Genomic DNA, 21,522 nt, shown 5'->3' with positions numbered 1-21,522 from the left:
CTGAAAGGAACACAATGGCTCGCTCCGATGTCCTGGTCTCCGTGGACTGGGCCGAAGAGAACCTCAACACCCCCGGCGTGGTCTTCGTCGAGGTCGACGAGGACACCTCCGCCTACGACGGTGGTCACATCGAAGGCGCCGTGCGCCTGGACTGGAAGTCCGACCTGCAGGATCCGGTCCGTCGCGACTTCGTGAACCAGGAGCAGTTCTCCGACCTGCTCTCCGCGCGCGGCATCGCCAACGACGACACCGTGGTGCTCTACGGCGGCAACAACAACTGGTTCGCGGCCTACGCCTACTGGTACTTCAAGCTCTACGGCCACAACGACGTCAAGCTGATCGACGGCGGCCGCAAGAAGTGGGAGCTCGACGGCCGCCCGCTGTCGACCGAGGCCGTGAACCGCCCGGCGACCCAGTACAAGGCCGCCGCGCCGGACCTGTCGATCCGCGCCTTCCGTGACGAGGTCATCGCGGCCATCGGCACCAAGAACCTGGTCGACGTGCGTTCGCCCGACGAGTTCTCCGGCAAGATCCTGGCCCCGGCCCACCTGCCGCAGGAGCAGAGCCAGCGGCCCGGCCACATCCCCGGCGCGATCAACGTGCCGTGGAGCAAGGCGGCCAACGAGGACGGCACCTTCAAGTCCGACGAAGAGCTCGCCCAGCTCTACAAGGACGCCGGCCTGGACGGCGAGAAGGAGACCATCGCCTACTGCCGTATCGGCGAGCGCTCCTCGCACACCTGGTTCGTCCTGCAGGAACTGCTGGGCCACCAGAACGTCAAGAACTACGACGGGAGCTGGACCGAGTACGGCTCCCTCATCGGTGCACCGATCGAGTTGGGAGAGTAATCAGTCATGTGTGCAGCACCTACCCAGGGACAGGCCATTCCGGCGGGCGTCGACGTGGAGAAGGAGACGGTCATCACCGGCCGCGTCCTGAGCACCGACGGCCAGCCGGTGGGCGGCGCGTTCGTGCGCCTGCTCGACGGCAACGGTGACTTCACCGCCGAAGTCGTCGCCTCCGGCACCGGTGACTTCCGCTTCTTCGCCGCGCCGGGCTCGTGGACCGTGCGCGCGCTGTCCTCGGCCGGCAACGGTTCGGCCGAGATCAGCCCCGAAGGCGCGGGCATCCACAACGTGGACGTGGCGGTCGCGAAGTAAGACCCCGTAGGGCGCGCACGGCCCCGTGGCTCCCGCCGGAATCTCCGGCGGTTTGCCGCGGGGCCGTTTCGCTGTCCCGGGACGGGCTCGATAGACTCGGCACGTGGTCCTCTTCTTCGAAGTTCTGCTGGTCCTGGTGTCGGTACTGATCGCATGGTTCGGTCTGTACGTGTTCTACCGGCTGTTCACCGAGTCATGAGCGATCTCGCGAGCGAAGGTTCCGAACCGGCCGAGCGCGCGAGTGACACCATGAACGGCCACGCCGCCGCGCCCCGCCGCAGCGGCGATCGAGCCGTTGCCGACGCCGCCGAACGGGCCGAAACCACCGGCGGCCGGAACATTCCGGTGCTGCCGGATCTTCCGCTGCCCGAGGACACCGCGAATCTGCGGCTCGGGCCGGATCTGAATCACGCCGTGCTCGCGCTGCTGCCGATGGTCGGCGTCTGGCGCGGCGAGGGCGAGGGCTACGACCCCGCGCGCGGCGACTACCGGTTCGGCCAGCAGATCGTCGTCTCGCACGACGGTGGCGACTACCTGTCCTGGGAGTCGCGCAGCTGGTTCCTCGACGCGGACGGCGGTTACGCCGGACCCGACCTGCGGGAGACCGGCTTCTGGCGGGTCGGCGTGGACGGCAACGACGAGGTCATCGAACTGCTGCTGACCCACAGCAACGGCATCGTCGAACTGTTCTACGGCACCGCGCTCACCCAGGCGTCCTGGGAACTCGCCACCGATGTGGTGATCCGCAGTCAGTCCGGCATCGTCGTCGGCGGCGCCAAGCGGCTCTACGGCATCGTCGAGGGCGGGGACCTGGCGTACGTGGAAGAGCGCGTGGTCGCCGACGGCCCGCTCGAACCGCGCCTGTCCGCCCGCCTCCAGCGCTACATCGGCTGACCCGCTCCGCGCGGCCGCCGCTCAGCCGCGGCGGCCGAGTGCCGACAGGTCGATGTCGATCGGGAACGGCGCGGAGATCTTCAGCCGGTCGTGGAAGATGCCGACCGGCACGTAGCGGCTCGTCGCAATCTCGCGATCGGCGCGTAGATGCGGCGGCGCTTGAAGATCGAGTTCCCGGCGGAGCAGCGACAGGACCTGACGGCGCCACTTCTCCTGCGGGCTCACGAAGACCAGACCCCCGTCGATCAGCTCGGTGTGCTCGGGCAGACCACGCAACGCCAGAAACGCGTCCACGGTGTAACCGCCCGCGGGGGATCGGCCCGGAAAAGGAACGACCCCCGAGCCGTACCGGTGCGGGCTGCTGCCTGCACCGATCCCGGGCGGACGCGACCGGGGACTCGGGGGCCGGGTGACTGCCTGGTATTCGCTCGGCGCACACGCGTACGGGCGGATACCACCAGTGGTGGGCGCCTAGCGGACAGCCACCTCACATGTCCTGGAACTATCCATTCCTCGAACCACCTCCCTTCCTGTGTACCGACGAAAGTAGTCGCCGCTCAGCAGGTCGGCAATGCATTTTCCGCGATGTTCGCGGCGGGTGAATCCGCGCTGGTAGCGGCAGGTCGGTCAGGCCGGGGTGATCGTGATCCGCCAGGGCGGCTCGACGCGGACGAGGGTGTCGGCGCGGTGGTTCGCGGGCAGTTGGTGGGTGACCACGACGACCGCGCGTTCGGGCGAGACCAGGCCCGAGCCGATGTCGAGCAGGGCGCGCAGCAGGTCGGCCCCGGCGTCGGCTTCCATGTGTTCGGTGGGCTCGTCGAGCAGCAGCACCCGGGCCGGGGAGACCAGGGCGCGGGCGAGCAGCAGACGGCGACGCTGGCCGCCGGACACCGCCGACGCGCCGCCGACGAGATCCGTGTGCAGACCGCGCGGCAAGGTGTCGAGCCAGTCCCCCAGGCCGACGCGGCGCAGCGCCTCCTCGGCTTCGGCCTCGGTCAGGTCGCCGCGGGCGACGCGCAGGTTCTCCAGCACGCTGGTGCCGAACAGGTGCGCGTCCTCGGCGAAGTAGGTGATCCCGGCGGCGCGGGCCGGGCCGGGGTCACCCAGGAGGCCCGCCCATGCCATCAGCAGGGTGGATTTGCCCGCGCCGCTGGGGCCGACGACGGCGATGCGGCGGCCGGTGGGCAGCGGCGGGAGGTCCGGCGGGAGGTCGGCGACGGGACTTTCCTCGGCCGTGGCCGTGACGCCTTCGCGTTCGGCCGTGGCCGGGCGGTCCCGGTCGGCTTGTTCGGCGCGCTCGATGCGGCTCAGCGCCGCGCGCGCGGTGGTGACGGCCTTGGCGGCGGCGGGCAGCGCGGTCATCGCCTCGAAGGACGACAGCGGCAGCAGCACCAGGATCGTCAGCGCCATCGGCGTCATGCCGCCCGGCAGTCCGCCGCCGGGGCCGTAGACGGCGACGCCGACCAGCAGTGCGCCGAGGACGCTCGCGCCCATCGCCAGCGGCGTCGCCGCGGCCGACCACGCGGTACGGCCAGCCGCGGCGTCCTCGGCGGCCACCGCGCGTTGTCCGGAAGCGCGGGCGGCGGCCACGGTGTCGTCCAGGCGGCCCGCGACCCGCAGTTCGGGGGCATGGTCGAGGACGGTGAGAGCGCGGGCGGTGAACTCGGCGCGATCGGCGAGCACCGCGACCTCGGCCTCGCGGGCGGCGCGCGCCGACAACCAGGGGGCGAGCACACCCGACACCGCCAGCGACGCGGCCAGGATCACCGCGGCCGCGGGTGAGATGAAGGCGATGGCGCCGACCGCGGCCAGGGCGAGCACCACCGCGACGGCGATGGGCACGAGCGCGCGTACCACGACCGAGCCGAGATCGTCGATATCGCTGCCGATCCGGACCAGCAGGTCGCCCCGGCGCAGGGGACGATCCGACCCCTCCCGCGCCGATGTCCGGCGTTCGCGGCGGAGCCAGATATCGGAGCCGGCCAGCCCGCGGTAGACGCTGGTCCGCGCCGTCGTCATGGAGCGCAGCGCGACATCATGGCTGGCCAGCCGCTCCAGGTACCGGCACAGACCGCGCGAGATACCGAGGGCGCGCACCGCGGTGACGGCCACACTCAGATCGAGCACCGGGGGCATCTGCCAGGACCGCGCGATCAGCCACGCGGCCAGGCCGGCCAGGGCCAGGGCGCTGCCGAACGAGAGCACACCCCACCCGATCGCGACCGCCACCCGCGCGGGCGCGAGCTCGAGCAGCCGCCACATCCGCCGGAGGTCCGCGAACAGCGCAGCAGGACCGGAGCGTGGCCGCCCGGTGCCGGCACCGGAGCTTTCGGCACGCGGCAGCCCGACGTCACCACCGGCGTCCGCGCCTCCGGTACGCCGCTCCCGCACACCACCACCGGCACCGCCGGCACCGCCACCAGCGTCCGCGCCTCCGGTACGCCGCTCCCGCACACCACCGCCGGCACCACCGGCACCACCGGCACCGCCACCAGCGTCCGCGCCTCCGGTACGCCGCTCCCGCACGCCACCGCCGCCATCACCGGCACCGCCACCGGCATCCGCGCCTCCGGTGCGCTGCTCCCCCGCGCCACCGCAGCCAACACCGGCACCGACACCGGCATCCGCGCGTCCGGTGCGCCGCCCCGCGGCAGGGTTGCCGACCGCCGCACCAACGACACGACGCCGCCCGCCATCACCACCGCCGACACCGGCGGCATCCACACCACCGGCACGCCGCCGCGCCGCGTCACCACCGGCGTTCTCACCGGCGCGCACGGGTCCGGCGGCAGAGCGGCCTGCTTCGGTGCCGGAGGCAGCACTGTCGCTGCGGCCGGCTCTGCCGGATCCGGGGTGGGAGCCGAATGACGCGCTCACGACGCCTTCACCTCGTCTCTCGACAGCACGGGCACGATCTCGTGGGCGGCGGCCAGCACGGTGGGCCGATGCCCGACCACCACGACGGTCGCGCCGGCTGCGGCCCGCTCGCGTAGCGCCGCGAGGACGCCCGCTTCGCTCGCCTCGTCCAGATGCGCGGTCGGCTCGTCGAGCAGTAGTACCGGTCGCCGGGTGGCGAGCACGCGAGTCAGGGCCAGTCGCTGCCGCTGTCCGAGGCTCAGGCCGTGCCCGCCGGCGCCGACGACGGTCTCCCATCCGCCCGGTAGCTCCGCGAGCACGGCATCGAATCCTGTTGCCGCACAAGCTTGATCGAGATCGCCGAGATCGCCCGCGCCAAGCAGTTCCAGGTTCTCGCGCAGGGTGCCCGGCACGAGCACCGGCCGCTGCGGCAGCCACGCCAGCCGGTCCCACCAGGCCCGCCGGTCCAGCTCACGCACGTCGGCTCCGTCCACGAGCACTCGGCCGCGCTCGGGCTCGATCAGCCCGAGGATCGCCGACAGCGCGGTGGATTTGCCGCTGCCGTTGGACCCGGCCAGCACGGTCAGCGCACCCGGCCGCAGATCGGCTCGCAGCTCCCATGGCGCCCAGCCGTCCCTGGCGCGCACCCCCAGGCCCCGCAAGGCGATATGCGCGGCACCGCCCACCGCGCCGGTTCCGACGCCGTTCGCCCCGATGCGCCGGGCGGCATCGGCCTCGCGCCACTCGTCAGCACCTCGAGGCGCACCCACGGCCCCGGGGACGGCAGTCGCCTGCGCGCCCGCACCGGACGGCTCGAGCACCGCGAAGGCCCGGTCCGCGGCGGCCATACCGTCCTGGGCGGCGTGGAACCGCTCCCCCAGCGTGCGCAGCGGCAGGTACACCTCGGGCGCGAGAACGAGGGCGACCAGCCCGTCGTAGAGATCCATCTCGCCGTAGACCAGACGCAGGCCGATGGACACGGCGATCAGGGCGACGCTGAGGGTCGCCAGCAGCTCCAGCACCATCGACGAGAGGAAGGCCATGCGCAGCGCACGCATGGTGCGGATGCGCAGGCTGTCGCCGAGCGCCCGGACGCGCGGGGCCATCGAGGGGGCGCCCGGATCGTCCCCGGCGCGTTCGCGGCCGAGCGCGCGCAGGGTGGGCATACCCGCGAAGAGATCGAGCAGCTGATCGGACAGCCGGGTGGTGGCTTCCAGGGTGGCGGCCGCGCGGCCCTGGGTGAGCAGGCCGATGAGGATCATGAAGATCGGGATCAACGGCAGGGTCACCACGGCGATGCCGCCGGAGACCGGGTCGTGGGCGGAGATCACCACCAGCAGCACCGGCGGCACCAGAACGGTGAGCAGCAGGGCGGGCAGATAGCCGGTCAGATAGTCGCGCAGGCCGGCCAGGCCGGTGCCGACCACGACGGCGAGTTCGGTTCGGCGATCGTCGAGTTCGCGCGGGGTGAGCCCGGCGCCCGCGGCCAGCACGGCGGTCTCCAGTTCGGCGACCACGCTCGCGCCCGCCCGGTGCGCCAGCCTCGCCTGCCACCAGCTCGCCACCGCGCGCCCGCCCAGGGCCACCGCCAGCACCGCGAGTTCGGTTGTCCAGGAGGCGAACTCGCGGCGCGTCGGGTCGGTGATCAGACCGGCCAGCACCCGGCTCAGCGCGACGGCGGTCACGACGATGCAGACCGTGGTCAGCACCGACAGGCCCACGCTGTAACTGAGGTAGCGACGCGCCGAGCGGGCGTGGCGCCACAGGCGGGGGTCGACGGGCGGACGGGCCATCGGGTTGTCAGTCCTTGCCCGGCCGCCGGCTCAGCCCGATCGGCGCCGGGATGTGTGCGACGGTCAGGCGCTGGCGGAACACCCAGTAGGTCCACGCCTGGTAGCCGAGCACCACCGGGGTCACCACGACGGCGGCCCAGCTCATCACCTTCAGCGTGTACGGCGTCGAGGAGGCGTTGTCGACGGTCAGCGAGAAGGCTTCCGAGATCGTCGAGGGCAGCACGTTCGGGAACAGCGCACCGAACAGCAGCACGGTGGCCGCGGCGATGGTCAGGGCGGTGCCGACGAACGCCCAGCCGTCCCGGTCGGCGAGCACCGCGACAGCGGCGAGGACCAACCCGACCACAGCCAGCGCCAGGGGGATCAGGGTCCAGCCCTGCCCATGGGCCGCCTGGGTCCAGATGCCGAACCCGGCCACCACGAGCGCGGTCGGAGCGAGCAGCAGCTTGGCGATGCGCACCGCGTCCGCGCGCACCTCGCCGCCGGTCTTGAGGCCGAGGAAGATCGCGCCGTGCAGCGCGAACAGCAGGCCGGTGGTCAGCGCGCCCAGTAGCGAGTACGGAGTGAGCAGGTCCGTGATGGAACCGGCGATTCGCTTGTCCTCATCCAGCGGGACGCCCTGCACGATGGTGGCGAACACCCAGCCCCACGCGAACGCGGGCACCCACGAACCGATCCCGATGCCGAGGTCGGCGCGGGCCCGCCAACGCGGATCGTTGATCTTGCCGCGCCATTCGATGGCGCAGATTCGCAGGATCAGCGCCACCAGCACCAGCAGCAGCGCGAAGTAGAACCCGGAGAACACGCTGGCATACCACTCCGGGAAGGCGGCGAACATCGCGCCGCCCGCGGTGATCAGCCAGACCTCGTTGCCGTCCCACACCGGGCCGATGGTGTTGAGCACGACCCGCCTGCGGGTGTCGTCGCCCCTGCCGAGGACGGGCATCAGCATGCCGACGCCGAAGTCGAAGCCCTCGAGCACGAAGTAGCCGGTGAACAGGACGCCGATCAGCACGAACCAGAATTCCGCGAGACTCATTGCCTGGCTCCTCAGTACGCGAACGACAGTTGTTCGACGGCGGGCTCTTTCTCTTCTTCGCCCCGGTCAGCGCCCGCACCGCCGGTGTAGTCCTCCGGTCCGCGGGGTTCGGGGCGGCGCGCCGGGTCCGGGCCTTCGATCACGTAGCGGCGCATCAGGTAGAACCACGCCACCGCGAGCAGGCCGTAGAGCAGGGTGAACACCACCAGCGAGATGACCACCGTGCTCGTCACGTGGTCGGAGACGCCCTGTTGCACGGTCATCCGCAGCAACGGGTCACCGGTCGGGTTGGGCACGACGACCCACGGCTGCCTGCCCATCTCGGTGAAGACCCAGCCCGCGCTGTTGGCGAGGAACGGGGTGGGGATGGCCAGCAGGCTCAGCCACGAGAACCAGCGCTGATCGGGGATGCGCCCGCGTCTGGTCACCCACCATCCGGCCAGCAGCAGCAGGATCGAACCGGCCGACAGGCCGATCATGGTGCGGAAGGACCAGTAGGTCACGAACAGGTTGGGCCGGTAGTCGCCGGGGCCGAACTTCTCGTTGTAGGCGGCTTGCAGATCCTTGACACCCTCGAGGGTGACGCCGTCGATCTTGCCTTCGGCCAGGTACGGCAGCACATAGGGCACCTCGATGAGGTGGGTGACGCTGTCACAGTTGTTGTGGGTGCCGACGGTGAGCACCGAGAAATCGGGATCTTCCTGCGTGTGGCACAGCGATTCGGCCGAGGCCATCTTCATGGGCTGCTGGTCGAACATCAGCTTGCCCTGGATGTCGCCGGTGATCACCAGCCCGATCATCGACACCGCGATCACCCAAGCGCCCATCCGCCCGGCCGGACGCCACATGCTGCGCGCTTCGGCCATCTTCGCGGGGTCGCCGCTGCGCGCGTTGCGCACCATCCACCAGCCGGCGATACCGGCCACGAAGGTGCCCGACACCAGGAACGAGCCCGCGACCACATGCGGGAACGCGGCCAGGGCGGTGTTGTTGGTGAGCACTTCCCAGATGCTGGTGAGCTCGGCGCGGCCGCGTTCGGGGTTGTACCGCGCGCCGACCGGGTGCTGCATGAAGGAGTTGGCCGCGATGATGAAGTAGGCCGAGGCATTCACGCCGATAGCGGCGATCCAGATGGTGGCCAGGTGCACCAGCCGCGGCAGCCGGGTCCAGCCGAAGATCCACAGGCCGATGAAGGTCGACTCCATGAAGAAGGCGATGAGCGCTTCCAGCGCCAGAGGTGCGCCGAAGACGTCGCCGACGAAACGGGAGTACTCGCTCCAGTTCATGCCGAACTGGAATTCCTGCACGATGCCGGTGGCGACGCCGAGCGCGAAGTTGATCAGGAAGAGCTTGCCGAAGAATTTCGTCAGCCGGTACCAGCGTTCGTTGCCGGTGATCACCCAAGCGGTCTGCATGCCCGCGACGAGCGGCGCCAAGCCGATGGTGAGCGGGACGAACATGAAGTGATAGACGGTGGTGATACCGAACTGCCACCGGGATAAGTCCAGCACATCCATCCGAACCTCCTACTACGGAATGTCGTAGCCAAGGCTACGTCGGCTCGCGCCCGGAGAGAACGAGGTGCGCATCACGAAAACCCATCGACTTCACAGCCGACGTGCGGTTTCGCTGTCCGACGGCGCCTGCCCGCGCACCGGAAGTGCGCAGCGTCACGCCATCGGGCCGCGGCGATCACCAGTCGCCGATCGCTCCACCGCGTTCGACGCCGCGATCGACGAGATCCATGATCTCCTCGGCGTTGTCCGGCGCCGACATCCGCAGGCCGTCCAGGGAATTGACACGCGCCGCCAGCGTGATGCTGGACAGCAGCCAGATGCTGTCGCAGGTCAGCAGGTCGGCGGTGAACAGCGGCGCGTAGCGGCATTCCCAGCCCGCCTTGGTCGCCTCGGTGTAGAGCGCGCGCTGGGTCACCCCGGGCAGCACGCCGTTCTTGGCCGGCGGGGTGATCAACTCCTTGTCCCTGGCGATCACGACCGTCGAGCGCGGCCCCTCCAGCACGCGGTTCTCGGTACTGGTGAAGATGACGTCGTCGGCGCCCATCCGGTGCGCGAATCGCAGCGCCGCCATGTTCGTCGCATACGACAGCGTCTTGGCGCCGAGCAACTGCCAGGGCGCGGCCTGGGCCAGGTCGATCGAGATGCCGCGGGCCAGCGTCACCACCGAGACGCCCTCGGCGCGCGCCTTCTCGACCCGCTCGGGCACCGGCGTCACCAGCACGTAGGCCGTCGGCACCGGCACGGCCGCCGCGAGATCGCCGGAGGTGACCGACGAGGGCGGGTTCAGCTCGGAGTCGCGGCCGCGGGTGAGCACCAGCCGCAACACGCCCTCGCGATCGCTGCCCCACTCCTTGGCGGCGATCTGCGCGGCCTCGCGCCACTTCGCCAGTTCCGGCTCGGGTAGATCCAGCGCCTGCGTGGAGCGGCGCAGCCGGCCGAGATGGAATTCGATCGCACACGGATCGCCATCGCGCACCAGCACCGTCTCGAAGACTCCGTCGCCGCGCAGCACCCCGATGTCGTCGGCGAACAGCAGCGGCTCGTCGGCGTCGCGAACGACGCCGTCGAGGGTGACAAGAACTCGATCTACCATGGGTCGAGCCTAGGCGGAACGGGTTGCCCGCGCCTACGCCAATCGCGAGTTTCCACCACCGATTTCGCATTCTTGGCACGGGATCCGGTCCTGAGCGCCCGCCGACCGCCGATACGGCGCGTATTCGTGGCCGCCACGCCCGATTTCACCGTCCGCGGGACCGGTGCGCGCACGCGAGCGTCCGCACGCCTAGAGTGGATGAGGTGTCCGTGGACGATGCACCCAGCCCTTTGCTCTCCGTCGCGGGCGCCGTCGCGGGTCGGCCCGGTTCTCCGGACGCCGCGGTGGCCTGGCATCACGGCGATCCCTTCGGCGAACAGCGCGCCGCCACCCAGCGGGTCGCGGTCGTCGACCGCTCGCATCGGTTCGTACTCACGATCACCGGCGCCGAACGGCTGAGCTGGCTGCACACCATCTCCAGTCAGCACCTCACCGCGCTCGGCGACAGGCAGTCGGCGGAGAACCTCGATCTGGATCTCAACGGTCGCGTGCAGCACCACTTCGTGCTCAGCGATCTCGACGGGACCCTGTGGATCGACACCGAGGGCGAACGCGGGCAGGCGCTGCTGGACTTCCTGACGAAGATGGTCTTCTGGGCCGACGCGAAACCCGCCGCGGCGAACGATCACGCGGTGCTGAGCCTGCTCGGGCCCCGCGTCGACAGCCTGCGCGAGGCCCTGGGCGTCACCGAACTCCCCGGCGTCTACGAGGTCGCGCCGCTGCCCGGCGGCGGGTTCCTGCGCCGGATGCCCTGGCCGACCGAGGATTCCTACGATCTCGTCGTCCCCCGCGATCAGCTCACCGCATGGTGGACGAAGCTCACCGAGGCGGGCGCGGAGCCGGCCGGGCTGTGGGCGTTCGAGGCGCTGCGGGTGGCCGCGCTGCGCCCTCGCATCGGGTACGACACCGACGAACGCACCATTCCGCACGAAGTGCGCTGGATCGGCGGAGTCGCCGAACGCGGCGCCGTGCACCTGGACAAGGGGTGCTATCGCGGTCAGGAGACGGTCGCGCGGGTGCACAACCTCGGCAAGCCACCGCGGCAGCTGGTGCTGCTGCACCTGGACGGCTCCAGCGACGAGCGCCCGGCGGCCGGCGACGACGTGACGGCGGGCGGGCGCACCGTCGGCAGGCTCGGCACCGTCGTCGACCACTTCGAATACGGCCCGATCGCCTTGGCGTTGATCAAACGCGCCGTACCCGTCGACACCCCGCTCACCGTCGGCTCCTGCGCCGCGGCCATCGATCCGGACTCGGTTCCCGAGGACGGCGGCCCGCAGGCGGGCAGGCTCGCCGTCGAGCGGCTGCGGGGCCGGTGATCGGCACCGTACGGCGCGTACGGCGCCGGGCCGGGTCCGATCACCTGTCCGTCGATCACATGTCCGCCGTACCGGGCCGCCTCGCGTGCCCGGCCGAGCCGGGGAGGCGAACCGATGCAGACCACCGATGACCCTGCCGGGCGCGCCCGGGTGCTCGCCGTGTGCGTGGTGCACGCCGAGCTGACCGTGCCCGGCCGGGTCGGACGCACCGCGATCGACAAGCGCCCGGTCCCCGGCCGGGTGGCGGTCGGCCCGCTCGGGCTGACCGGCGACCACGTCTGCAACACCAGGGACCACGGCGGCGTGCACCAGGCCGTCTACGCCTACGCCGAGGAGGATGCCCGGCTGTGGGCGGCCGAGCTCGGCCGGGAACTGCCCGCGGGCTGGTTCGGCGAGAACCTGCGCATCGAAGGCATGGCCGTCTCCGATGCGGTCCTCGGCGCCCGCTGGGCGATCGGCGACACCCTGCTCGAGGTGAGCGCACCCCGCGTGCCGTGCGCGACCTTCGGTCAGGTGACGGGCGAGGCGCGGTGGGTCAAGCGCTTCACCGAGCGCGCGCACACCGGCGCCTACCTGCGGGTGCTGCGGGCCGGCACGATCGGGGCGGGCGATCGCGTCGAGGTGGTGCACGAGCCCGGCCACGGCGTCACCGTGCGCGAGGTGTTCACCGGCGCGGACATGGGCCGGCTGGCCACCCTGCTCGACGAGGAGCCCTCGGTCTCCGACGACATCAGGACGCAGATCGATCGGCACGCCCGGCGTCACGGCGTGCCCTCGCCGACCGGCGGCGCGGCCGACGGCCTGGCGGACGGAGTGGCCTCGTGAGCGTGGAACTGGTCGAGGTGGTGCGTTCGGGCTTCCGCGAATGCGTGCACCGGGGTTCGGTGGTCGTCCTCGGCCCGGACGGCGAACCGACGGTGTCACTCGGCGAGACGCATCTGCCGATCTTCCCGCGCTCGACCAACAAGCCGATGCAGGCGCTGGCGCTGCTGCGGCTCGGGTTCGACCCGGCCGACGAGGTGGAGCTGGCTCTGTCGAGCGCCTCCCACTACGGCGAGCCGGACCAGATCGGACTGGTCGAACGCCTGCTCACCCGGTTCGGTTTCGGCGAGGCCGACCTCGGCTGCCCCGCCGACCTGCCGTTCGAGGAACACGCCCGCGCCCACGCGCTGGCCACCGGTCCGCGCCCGATCTACATGAACTGCTCGGGCAAACACGCCGCCATGCTCGCCACCTGTGCGATCAACGGCTGGCCCACCGAGGGCTATCTCGACGAGAACCACCCGCTGCAGCGGGCCGTCGCCGCCACGGTGGTGGAACTGACCGGCGAGCCGGAGACCGATCTGGGTATCGACGGCTGCGGGTTGCCCATCATCCCGGTCTCGCTTATCAACCTCGCGGGCGCTTATGCCCGGCTCGTCACGGCCGAACCGGGCAGCCCGGAGCGCCGGGTCGCCGATGCCGTTCGTGCCAACCCGCGAGTGATTTCGGGCACCAATGCGCCGGATCTGATGATCATGACCGCAACCCCCGGGCTGGTGTGCAAGATCGGCGCCGACGGAGTGCACGCGGGCGCGCTCCCCGACGGTTCGGCATTCGCCTACAAGATCGAAGACGGCAGCGACCGCGCACGGATGCCCCTGACGCTGGCGATTCTGCAACGGATGGGTATCGACTGGACGGCCGTCCATGACGATTTGGCGGCCCAGCCGGTGCTCGGTGGCGGCGCTCGGGTGGGGGTGATCCGGGCCATCCCCGGCATACTCTGAGCGACGCGGCACAGGGCGGCGGTGCGGCGCCCGAACTCCCAGGTGAAGGCACTTCGGTCACTCATGGGAGCGCAAGCGCCGGACACACGCTAAAGTGTCTGTCAGGAAGAGTATTAATTCGAACGGGGCCGCCAACACACCCCAGGCCGCCCCGCTGTGACGCGAGGGGGTCAGCCATGGGCCGTGGCCGGGCTAAGGCAAAGCAGACCAAGGTTGCACGAGAGCTGAAGTACAGCTCGACGCCAACCGACTTCGCGAGCCTTCAGCGCGAGCTCTCGGGACACCCCACCAAGCACAGTGGTGGCGTGTTGTCCGATGAGCACGACTCGGACGACTCCTTGTCCCGCTGGGACGAGGACGACTACGACGACTGGCGCCGCTGACTCGGAATTCAACGTCAACAGGGGAGGCCGACGGGGCCTCCCTTTTGCACGTTGCCGGGTACGCGGCTCGGTCGAGCAGGCTTGCCAAGACAATCAATTCGACGTCCGGTGACCCTCGGTGGTTGCCGGACAACGAATTTCACCGGGTAATCCCGAATGACGATTTCGTCGTCTCCTGATGCGGGCGCCCGGTGAATTCTCATCGATACCGACCAGCCGCGGAATCAACCGGAACCGGAATTTCCCCACGGCGTGAAAAAGGGCCGATCGTCCGCAAAACGGATGATCGGCCCTTCTCGTATCGCGATGGAAAGCCTCAGAATCGGGGATGTTCGCCCAGCAGTTGCGCCCGTGCGGCATCGGCGTCCTTGGCCTTCTTCACGGTGCCCAGCGTCCAGCATTCGACGTGGCGAGCGGTCAGCACCGCCAGCGCGCGGTCGACGTCCTCGGGCGCCACCACGGCGACCATGCCGACGCCCATGTTGAAGGTCTTCTCCATCTCGGCCCGCTCGACCCGGCCGCGCTGGGCGATCATCTTGAACACCGGTGCCGGGTTCCAGGTGCCGCGATCGAGTTCGGCGACCAGGCCGGCCGGGATGACGCGCGCGAGGTTGGCCGCCAGGCCGCCACCGGTCACGTGGGCGAAGGTGCGCACGTCGGTCTCGGCGATCAGCGCCAGGCAGTCCTTGGCGTAGATGCGGGTCGGCTCGAGCAGTTCCTCACCGAGGGTGCGGCCGAACTCCTCGACGTGGCCGGTGAGCGACATCCGGTCGATGTCGAGCAGCACCTTGCGGGCGAGGCTGTAGCCGTTGGAGTGCAGGCCCGAGGCGCCCATGGCGAGCACCACGTCACCGGGACGCACCCGGTCGGGGCCGAGGACGGCATCGGCTTCCACCACGCCCACGCCGGTCGCGGACAGGTCGTAGTCGTCGGGGTCCATCAGGCCCGGGTGTTCGGCGGTCTCGCCGCCGAGCAGCGCACAGCCGGCCAGCACGCAGCCCTCGGCGATGCCGGAGACCAGCTCGGCGACCTTCTCCGGGACAACCTTGCCGATGGCGATGTAGTCCTGCAGGAACAGTGGCTCGGCGCCGCACACGACCAGATCGTCGACCACCATGGCCACCAGGTCGAGACCGACCGTGTCGTGCTTGTCCATGGCCTGGGCCACCGCGATCTTGGTGCCGACGCCGTCGGTGGAGGCGGCGAGCAGCGGCTCACGGTAACCGCCCTTGAGCGCGAACAGACCGGCGAAACCGCCGAGGCCACCTTGGACTTCGGGGCGCGTGGCCTTCTTCGCCAGCGGCCCGAACAACTCGACTGCGCGGTCACCGGCTTCGATGTCCACGCCTGCCGCGGCGTACGAGGCGCCGCCGGTGGGGGTCTGTTCAGTCATTTTCGGGGAGAGCTCCAAACCGGATCGGCGGATACATGCCTGATCACGCTACCCGAACCGGATCTCGGGCATGCATGGTGTCGGCCGCACGCGGCCCGATCACGAGACGGCTCGGGGCGGCGGCCGGGGTCGACGTGACCAGCGGTCAGGGTCGACTCAGCGCGCTGGCGTTGGCATTGTCGCCGAGCAGAACCGATTCCGGCTGCCCGGTGAGCATGCCCTCCAGCAGATTCTTCCCGATGGAAGCTTCGGTCGGGAGCGGAATCGGATAATTGCCGTCGAAGCACGCCGAGCACAGTCGCGAACGCGGCTGCTCGGTAGCGGCGATCATGCCCTCGGTGGAGATGTAGCCGAGCGAATCCGCGCCGATGGAGCGGCGCACGGCCTCGACCATGTCGTCGTAGCTGTCGTCGGCGCCCGCGCCGTTGGCGATCAGCTCGGCCCTGGAGGCGAAGTCGATGCCGTAGAAGCAGGGCCACTTGACCGGCGGGGAGGCGATGCGCACGTGGATCTCCAGCGCGCCCGCCTCGCGCAGCATCCGGATCAGGGCGCGCTGGGTGTTGCCGCGCACGATCGAATCGTCGACCACGACCAGGCGCTTGCCCCGGATGACCTCGCGCAGCGGATTGAGCTTGAGCCGGATGCCGAGCTGGCGGATGGTCTGGCTGGGCTGGATGAAGGTGCGGCCCACATAGGCGTTCTTCATCAGGCCCTGACCGTAGGGCACGCCGGAGCCCTGCGCGTAGCCGACGGCGGCCGGCGTGCCGGACTCGGGCACCGGGATGACCAGATCGGCTTCGATCGGGTGCTCCTGAGCCAGCCTGCGGCCGATCTCCACACGGGTGGCGTGCACCGAGCGGCCCGCGATGGTGGAGTCCGGGCGCGCCAGGTAGACGTACTCGAAGACGCAGCCCTTGGGCTCGGGATTGGCGAAGCGCATGGAGCGCACGCCCTCGGCGTCGATCGCCAGCAGTTCGCCGGGCTCGATCTCGCGGACGAAGGCGGCGCCGACGATGTCCAGGGCGGCGGTTTCACTGGCCACGACCCAGCCACGCTCGAGCCTGCCCAGGCACAGCGGGCGCACGCCGTGCGGGTCGCGCGCGGCATAGAGGGTGTGCTCGTCCATGAAGGTCAGGCAGAACGCGCCGCGCAGCTGCGGCAGCAGCTTCATCGCGGCCTGCTCGATGCTCGAGTCCGCGGCGGCGTGGGCCAGCAGCGCGGTCATCACATCGGAGTCGGAGGTGGCGCCGACGGGCTGCGGACGCCCCTCGGAGACCGGCGTGCCGATCAGGCCGAGTTCGCGCGCACGACCGGCCAGTTCGGCGGTGTTGACGAGATTGCCGTTGTGCCCCAGCGCCAGGCCGGAGCCGACGGCGGTGGTGCGGAAGATCGGCTGGGCATTCTCCCAGGTCACGCCACCGGTGGTGGAGTAGCGGCAGTGGCCGACGGCGATGTGGCCCGGCATGGCGGCCAGCGTCTGCTCGTCGAACACCTGGCTGACCAGACCGAGATCCTTGAACACCAGGATCTGCTGACCGTCGGAGACCGCGATGCCCGCCGCCTCCTGACCGCGATGCTGGAGCGCGTAGAGGCCGTAGTACGTGAGCTTGGCCACGTCCTCGCTGGGGGCCCAGACACCGAAAACACCACACTCCTCGCGTGGTTCGTTCTCGTCCTGGTCCGAGATGGCGGCGAGGTTGTCGGCCGCTGAATCGGCGTTGATCACCGTACGCTCCCTGTTCGGGCGGGCTGGGGGCTCTCGCCATTCTACGGGTGTTAGCTGGTCCCGCGATCACCGCTCCGGCATACAGACGGCAATCACATGTGTCGGACGATGTACCGACAGCCGCCGCGGCGGTACCTTTCGACCGTGACGAGCGAGAGTCGGAATTCGGAGAAGAGCGCGCCCTCCGGGCCGCCGAAGCCGCGCACTCTGCTGCGCGCGACGCTCTTTCCGCTGGTCGTGATCACCCTGGTCGCGACCCTGTTGAGCTATCTGTACCTGGCCTATGTGGCCGACCCGGAGAAGAACCTGCACGGGTTCCCCATCGCGCTGGTGAACATGGACGTCGGCGACACGCTCGGCACGCCCGGAGAACCCCGGCAGGTGAATTTCGGCACACAGGTCGCCGAGGGCATCGCCGCCGAGGTTCCGGCCGACGAGATCGACCTGCGCCGGCTCGGCATCAACGAGGCCCAGCGCCAGCTGCGCAACGGCGAGGTCTACGGCGCGATCATCATCCCCGGCGATTTCAGCAAGCGCCTCGGCATCCTCGGCGTCGGCAGCGTGGTGCCCGGTGACATCGAGCAGCCGATCATCACCGTGCAGACCAATCCGCGGGTCGGCCCGTTCGCGACCGCCATCGTCACCCGCATCGCCGACCGGATGTTCCCCCGGGTGAACGAGCAGGTCGGCAGGCAGCTGACCGAGCAGGTGCAGGCACAGCTCAGCCCGCCCGAGGGCGGCCGGGCCACCGAGCTCAGCGGCGCGACCAGGCTCTCGCTGGAGTCCCCGCTGCGGCTGGTGTCCGAGGAGTTCCGCCCGCTGCCCAGCGGCACCGGGGCGGGGCTGACGGCCTTCTTCTTCGCCCTGTTGCTGCTGCTGGTCGGGGTGATCGGTGCGATGACGATCCACACCATGGCCGATGCGGCGCTCGGCTTCGTCCCCACCGAATACGGCCCCTGGTACCTGCACTTCCCGCCCACGCCGATCTCGCGGCTGCGCACCCTGGTGCTCAAATGGGGCGTCATGGTCGTCGCGGCGGTCGTCATCGCCGGGATCTTCCAGCTGGTGGCCCACGCCCTGAGCATGCCCGTGGAGCGGCCGTTGGCGCTGTACCTCTACAGCGTGCTGGCGATCACCGCGGTCGGGGTGACCGGCCTGTCGGTGCTGGCGGCGTTCGGTTCGGCCGGCCTGCTGGTGAATCTGATCCTGTTCGTGGTGCTCGGCCTGCCCTCCTCGGGTGGCACCGTGCCGATCGAGGCGACGCCGACCTATTTCGCCTGGCTGGCGACCTTCGAGCCCATGCACCAGGTGTATCTGTCGGTGCGCGCCATCCTCTACTTCAACGCCGACTTCTCCGCCGGGCTCGGCCGCGGGCTGTGGATGACCGTCTTCGGCCTGGTGGTCGGCCTGCTCTTCGGCCTCGTCATCACCCGCTTCTACGACTACAAGGGGTTGCACCGCAGCGCGGGCGAGCGGGCGACCGCCTAGCCGAGGCAGTCCCTGCCGGGCGTCCGTGGCGCCGCGCACCGACCGGCCGCCGGGGCGCCGGCTTCCTTCTCGGCAGGGAGCCCGGCTTCACTCGGCGGGGAGTCGCACGATGGGCAGCCAGTGCGCGATCTCACCCGCCCGGCTCCCCGACGCCGTGACCACGCCGTCGGTCACGGCCGGGTGGAATTCCAGGAGCCCGGTGGCCAGCAGCAGCCAGCTGCGCGGATCGGTTTCCACCACATTCGGCGGCGTGCCGCGGGTATGCCTCGGCCCCTCCACGCACTGCACCGCCACGAACGGCGGAATCCGCACTTCCACCGAGTGCCCCGGCGCCGATTCCGCCAGCGTCCGCGCGGTGGCCCGCACCGCGGCCGCGATCTCCGCACGCGCCGGAGCGGCGGCCCGCTCGTCGCGCAGCCATGCGCTCACCGCCGCCACCGCGGCCCGCAACTCCCCCGGATCAACTCTGCGCCGTCCCACGCCGCCGAGGCTACCGCCGCCTTCCGTCGCCACGGCCACGAAGTCACGGTCCAGCTTGTGCGCGCGGACGACGGCGCCCCGCCGCGGATGCTGTCGCCGGACGGGCGCAGCGGGTGCTTGCACCGCGCGGGCGAGCAGAACGATCGCCCGCCCGAGAGCGGTTGTCCGGCCCGCCCCGGGACGACGGGCCGGGTCATGGCGAGGGCCACGCGGGCCGCCGCTACCGCCGGGGCGCTTTTCCGCCGAGGGTGGCCAGGACGGCGCCGGCGGCATTGACGGTGAAGTGCAGCAGGGCGGGCGCTGTGGTGCTGCGGGCGCGGCGGTTCAGCAGGACGAACAGGACTCCCGCGGCCGTGGTGGCGACGACGGTGGGCAGCACCGGATCACCCGCGGCGCGGGCCGGATGGACGTGCCAGAGGCCGAAGGCGACCGCGCCGAGAACCAGGGCCGGGCGGGGACCGGTCAGCTCGGCGAGCAGCGGGTCGAGGGCGGCGCGGAAGACCAGTTCCTCGGGCAGCACGGTGCCGAACGGGATGTGGACGGCGATCCATTCCACGGGCGGCACTTCCGGGACCCGCGCCGGGGTCCGCAGGAGCGCTTCGCGCAGCGGGGCGACGGCCAGCGCGGCCGCCGCCCCGGTCGCGACCACCGAACTCGCCGCGAACCCGAGACCGACCCCCTCGGCGGAGCGCCAGTTCGGGCGGGCATGCGACGCGGCGGCGTAAGCGGCCGCGAAACCCAGGTGGGCCAGGGTGCGCCCGCGTTGCCCGAGTCCGAGCGCGGGGGCGATCCGGTTGTTCCACAGCGGCGGGGCGATCAACGCGGCGGCGGCGAACGCGTGCGCGCGGGAAAAGCCCGGCCTCACTTGGTGGCTCGTTCGAAGTCCTCGGCCGACTCCAGCTGGAAACGCACCCGTTCGGCGAGTTCGGGCGTCCACCCCTCGGGTTGCGCGATGGCGGCCCAGGCGTCGACCACCAGGCTGCCGTAGCGGTGCCCGTGCCCGTCGCTGACCCCCTGGGCGTTGGTGAGATCGGCGGTGACCTGCCAGAAGGTGATGAACGGCGCCCAGCGCATCTGCGAGGACACATCCTTGCCGCGCGGCTCCTCGAGCCAGTCGGGGCGGGAGAAGATCAGATCCGGCGACCACCAGACGATCGGATCCGAGGCGTGCTGGAGGTAGGCGATGCGCGGGGCCTGCCATTCCGGGCCGGGGACGGCGAGATCCGGTGCGGCGGCGGCGAACCGGACCACCAGCCCGTCGGCGTACACCGGCAGCACCTCCGGCGAGCCGGGGTCACGGCGCTCGACGAACTGCTTCCACAGCCGGTTGGAGTTCGGTGGCCCGACCCACAGCGCGCCGTCGACCTTGCTGCGCAGATCCGCCAGACCGTCGAACGCTTCTTCCGATCCCTGCGAACCCAGGCTCTCGCCGTAGACGAACAGCTTCGGCCTGGTCTCCACCGGCTCACGCGACCAGCGCTGATACACCGCGTCGAAGATCTGCCTACCCGCCGAGGCGGCCTTGCTCCTGTCCGCCAGGAACGACAGCACGCTGGGCAGATACGAGTACTGACTGGCCACCACCGCGGTGTCGCCGCCGTACATGTATTCGAGCGCGCCCGCGGCCATCGAGTTGACCCAGCCGGTGCCGGTGGTGGTGACCACGACCAGAACCTTCCGGTCGAACGCGCCCGCGCGGTCCAGCTCACGCACCGCCAGGTCGGCCTGGGATTCCTCGCCTTCGGCCGATTCCAGACCGACATAGGCGCGGATCGGCTCGCGGGCGGGTCGGCCGGTGACCGCCGCGATCCGGCTGGCGGTCGGCCCCTGCGAGACGAACCAGCGGCCCTCGAAACCCAGGGTGTCCCAGGCCGCGAACGACTCCGGGCTGCCCGAGCGTTGCGGCAGCAGCGGCTGCACCGCGTTGGGCGAGGTGTGATCGTTGCGCACGCTGAACGCCGAATTGGCGACCGCGAAAAAGGCCCGGGTGGCCACGCCGTTGAAGACGGTGGTCGCCAGCACCACCAGCACCAGCGCGCCGACCGCGGGAGCCAGTTCGCGCGGCACCCGGACCCAGCGGTTGAGTTCCTTGGCCAGGAACAGCACGATCTCGCGGAGCGTGCGGTAGACGGCGACCACGATGACGCCGATCGCCAGGCTCAGCAGCCCGGTGCGCAGATAGGCGGGGGTGGTGGTGCCCTCCATGCCCATCAGCGCGGTGATCTCGCGTTGCCAGCGCGCCGATTGCACCAGCATCAGTGCCGCGGTGAGCCCGGCGGTCACCAGCACCGCCGTCTTCAGCGCATAGATCACCCAGATCGGCGCGGGCGGAATCCTGGTGAGCCGGGGCCTGATCCAGGACCGGAATCCCCATTCCAGCAGGCAGCCGAGACCGTAGCCGAGCGCGGCGTTGACACCGCTGATCAGGCCTTGGAAGAGCCAGTCGCGCGGCACCAGCGACGGGGTCACCGAGAGCGCGAAGAACAGGGTGGCTACGACGATTCCGACGTAGTTGAGATCGATGACGACCTCTGCCCGGCGCACCAGGACTACGGCGCGCGCACGCAGCCTGGTCATGGTGTCCGCTTTCTCGAGCACCCGAACAGTATGCG

General features: G+C 70.6%; 20 protein-coding genes. 8 read left to right on the top strand and 12 right to left on the bottom strand.

From position 1 onward, the window contains the following. Positions 1–14 precede the first annotated feature (14 nt). From ON26_RS02755 to ON26_RS02740, 3 genes are all read left to right on the top strand, one after another. A complete protein-coding gene (locus tag ON26_RS02755; RefSeq protein WP_040794358.1) occupies positions 15–848 on the top strand; it encodes a sulfurtransferase in 834 nt (277 codons plus the stop codon). Between the two features lie 6 nt (positions 849–854). Further along, entirely contained in the window at positions 855–1,160 is a 306-nt protein-coding gene (locus ON26_RS02750; RefSeq protein WP_040794357.1) for a DUF1416 domain-containing protein, read from the top strand. A gap of 195 nt (positions 1,161–1,355) precedes the next feature. Next, entirely contained in the window at positions 1,356–2,054 is a 699-nt protein-coding gene (locus ON26_RS02740; protein ID WP_040794355.1) for a heme-binding beta-barrel domain-containing protein, read from the top strand. Positions 2,055–2,075: 21 nt separating this feature from the next. Here the strand turns inward: ON26_RS02740 and ON26_RS02735 are convergent, their stop codons facing one another. From ON26_RS02735 to ON26_RS02705, 7 genes are all read right to left on the bottom strand, one after another. Next, positions 2,076–2,348, bottom strand: coding sequence for a hypothetical protein (locus ON26_RS02735; RefSeq protein WP_040794354.1), 273 nt, complete (start codon positions 2,346–2,348; stop codon positions 2,076–2,078). Between the two features lie 333 nt (positions 2,349–2,681). Continuing rightward, a complete protein-coding gene (gene cydC / locus ON26_RS02730; RefSeq protein WP_040794353.1) occupies positions 2,682–4,316 on the bottom strand; it encodes a thiol reductant ABC exporter subunit CydC in 1,635 nt (544 codons plus the stop codon). After that, positions 4,208–4,822: a hypothetical protein gene (locus tag ON26_RS34085; protein ID WP_040794352.1), complete on the bottom strand. Its 615-nt coding sequence runs from the start codon at positions 4,820–4,822 to the stop codon at positions 4,208–4,210. The genes cydC and ON26_RS34085 overlap by 109 nt, the downstream gene beginning before the upstream one ends. Before the next feature lie 105 nt (positions 4,823–4,927). Beyond that, entirely contained in the window at positions 4,928–6,703 is a 1,776-nt protein-coding gene (gene cydD / locus ON26_RS02720) for a thiol reductant ABC exporter subunit CydD (RefSeq protein ID WP_040794351.1), read from the bottom strand. Positions 6,704–6,710: 7 nt separating this feature from the next. Continuing rightward, on the bottom strand, positions 6,711–7,742 hold the full coding sequence (gene cydB, locus ON26_RS02715; protein ID WP_040794350.1) for a cytochrome d ubiquinol oxidase subunit II: 1,032 nt from the start codon (positions 7,740–7,742) through the stop codon (positions 6,711–6,713). 11 nt (positions 7,743–7,753) lie between these two features. Then, positions 7,754–9,259, bottom strand: a complete 1,506-nt coding sequence (locus ON26_RS02710; RefSeq protein ID WP_040794349.1) for a cytochrome ubiquinol oxidase subunit I — start codon at positions 9,257–9,259, stop codon at positions 7,754–7,756. Positions 9,260–9,434: 175 nt separating this feature from the next. Continuing rightward, positions 9,435–10,352: an aminodeoxychorismate lyase gene (locus ON26_RS02705; protein ID WP_040794348.1), complete on the bottom strand. Its 918-nt coding sequence runs from the start codon at positions 10,350–10,352 to the stop codon at positions 9,435–9,437. Positions 10,353–10,555: 203 nt separating this feature from the next. Between ON26_RS02705 and ygfZ the strand changes: the two genes are divergently transcribed. The 4 genes from ygfZ to ON26_RS02685 all read left to right on the top strand — a co-directional run bounded on the left by ygfZ (position 10,556) and on the right by ON26_RS02685 (position 13,823). Further along, on the top strand, positions 10,556–11,671 hold the full coding sequence (gene ygfZ / locus ON26_RS02700; protein WP_083883680.1) for a CAF17-like 4Fe-4S cluster assembly/insertion protein YgfZ: 1,116 nt from the start codon (positions 10,556–10,558) through the stop codon (positions 11,669–11,671). Between the two features lie 114 nt (positions 11,672–11,785). Then, entirely contained in the window at positions 11,786–12,496 is a 711-nt protein-coding gene (locus ON26_RS02695) for an MOSC domain-containing protein (protein WP_040794346.1), read from the top strand. Further along, positions 12,493–13,440 (top strand): asparaginase, encoded by a 948-nt coding sequence (locus ON26_RS02690; RefSeq protein WP_040794345.1) that lies wholly within the window; start codon positions 12,493–12,495, stop codon positions 13,438–13,440. Before ON26_RS02695 ends, ON26_RS02690 begins: the two co-directional genes overlap by 4 nt. A 176-nt stretch (positions 13,441–13,616) precedes the next feature. Next, positions 13,617–13,823: a DUF3073 domain-containing protein gene (locus ON26_RS02685; RefSeq protein WP_040794344.1), complete on the top strand. Its 207-nt coding sequence runs from the start codon at positions 13,617–13,619 to the stop codon at positions 13,821–13,823. A 316-nt stretch (positions 13,824–14,139) separates the two neighbouring features. Here ON26_RS02685 and purM read toward each other — a convergent pair whose 3' ends face one another. Continuing rightward, positions 14,140–15,216, bottom strand: coding sequence for a phosphoribosylformylglycinamidine cyclo-ligase (purM, locus tag ON26_RS02680; protein ID WP_040794343.1), 1,077 nt, complete (start codon positions 15,214–15,216; stop codon positions 14,140–14,142). A gap of 145 nt (positions 15,217–15,361) precedes the next feature. After that, on the bottom strand, positions 15,362–16,942 hold the full coding sequence (gene purF, locus ON26_RS02675) for an amidophosphoribosyltransferase (protein WP_040794342.1): 1,581 nt from the start codon (positions 16,940–16,942) through the stop codon (positions 15,362–15,364). A gap of 144 nt (positions 16,943–17,086) precedes the next feature. Between purF and ON26_RS02670 the strand changes: the two genes are divergently transcribed. Continuing rightward, positions 17,087–18,430, top strand: a complete 1,344-nt coding sequence (locus ON26_RS02670) for a YhgE/Pip domain-containing protein (protein WP_306307233.1) — start codon at positions 17,087–17,089, stop codon at positions 18,428–18,430. Between the two features lie 87 nt (positions 18,431–18,517). On the opposite strand, the gene ON26_RS34390 is transcribed toward ON26_RS02670, so the two are convergent. The 3 genes from ON26_RS34390 to ON26_RS02655 form a co-directional block, all read right to left on the bottom strand. Continuing rightward, positions 18,518–18,910 (bottom strand): sterol carrier family protein, encoded by a 393-nt coding sequence (locus ON26_RS34390; RefSeq protein ID WP_040794371.1) that lies wholly within the window; start codon positions 18,908–18,910, stop codon positions 18,518–18,520. Positions 18,911–19,130: 220 nt separating this feature from the next. Beyond that, positions 19,131–19,775: a CPBP family intramembrane glutamic endopeptidase gene (locus ON26_RS02660; RefSeq protein ID WP_040794341.1), complete on the bottom strand. Its 645-nt coding sequence runs from the start codon at positions 19,773–19,775 to the stop codon at positions 19,131–19,133. After that, the gene (locus ON26_RS02655) at positions 19,772–21,487 is read right to left on the bottom strand and encodes an alpha/beta hydrolase (RefSeq protein WP_083883679.1); all 1,716 of its coding nucleotides are present in this window, start codon (positions 21,485–21,487) and stop codon (positions 19,772–19,774) included. The genes ON26_RS02660 and ON26_RS02655 overlap by 4 nt, the downstream gene beginning before the upstream one ends. Positions 21,488–21,522 lie beyond the last annotated feature (35 nt).

The organism is Nocardia higoensis NBRC 100133 (assembly GCF_000308595.1).
GTDB classification, from domain to species: Bacteria; Actinomycetota; Actinomycetes; order Mycobacteriales; family Mycobacteriaceae; genus Nocardia; species Nocardia higoensis.
Note: the sequence above shows the minus strand (reverse complement) of the source record. Positions and strands in the feature narration are given on the sequence as shown.

Excerpts from the sequence above, each read along its gene's own strand:
- ON26_RS02755 (WP_040794358.1), top strand. The coding sequence starts at position 15 with ATGGCTCGCTCCGATGTCCTGGTCTCCGTGGACTGGGCCGAAGAGAAC.
- ON26_RS02750 (WP_040794357.1), top strand. The coding sequence starts at position 855 with ATGTGTGCAGCACCTACCCAGGGACAGGCCATTCCGGCGGGCGTCGAC.
- ON26_RS02740 (WP_040794355.1), top strand. The coding sequence starts at position 1,356 with ATGAGCGATCTCGCGAGCGAAGGTTCCGAACCGGCCGAGCGCGCGAGT.
- cydC (WP_040794353.1), bottom strand. The coding sequence starts at position 4,316 with ATGTGGCGGCTGCTCGAGCTCGCGCCCGCGCGGGTGGCGGTCGCGATC.
- cydD (WP_040794351.1), bottom strand. The coding sequence starts at position 6,703 with ATGGCCCGTCCGCCCGTCGACCCCCGCCTGTGGCGCCACGCCCGCTCG.
- cydB (WP_040794350.1), bottom strand. The coding sequence starts at position 7,742 with ATGAGTCTCGCGGAATTCTGGTTCGTGCTGATCGGCGTCCTGTTCACC.
- ON26_RS02710 (WP_040794349.1), bottom strand. The coding sequence starts at position 9,259 with ATGGATGTGCTGGACTTATCCCGGTGGCAGTTCGGTATCACCACCGTC.
- ON26_RS02705 (WP_040794348.1), bottom strand. The coding sequence starts at position 10,352 with ATGGTAGATCGAGTTCTTGTCACCCTCGACGGCGTCGTTCGCGACGCC.
- ON26_RS02695 (WP_040794346.1), top strand. The coding sequence starts at position 11,786 with ATGCAGACCACCGATGACCCTGCCGGGCGCGCCCGGGTGCTCGCCGTG.
- ON26_RS02685 (WP_040794344.1), top strand. The coding sequence starts at position 13,617 with ATGGGCCGTGGCCGGGCTAAGGCAAAGCAGACCAAGGTTGCACGAGAG.
- purM (WP_040794343.1), bottom strand. The coding sequence starts at position 15,216 with ATGACTGAACAGACCCCCACCGGCGGCGCCTCGTACGCCGCGGCAGGC.
- ON26_RS02655 (WP_083883679.1), bottom strand. The coding sequence starts at position 21,487 with ATGACCAGGCTGCGTGCGCGCGCCGTAGTCCTGGTGCGCCGGGCAGAG.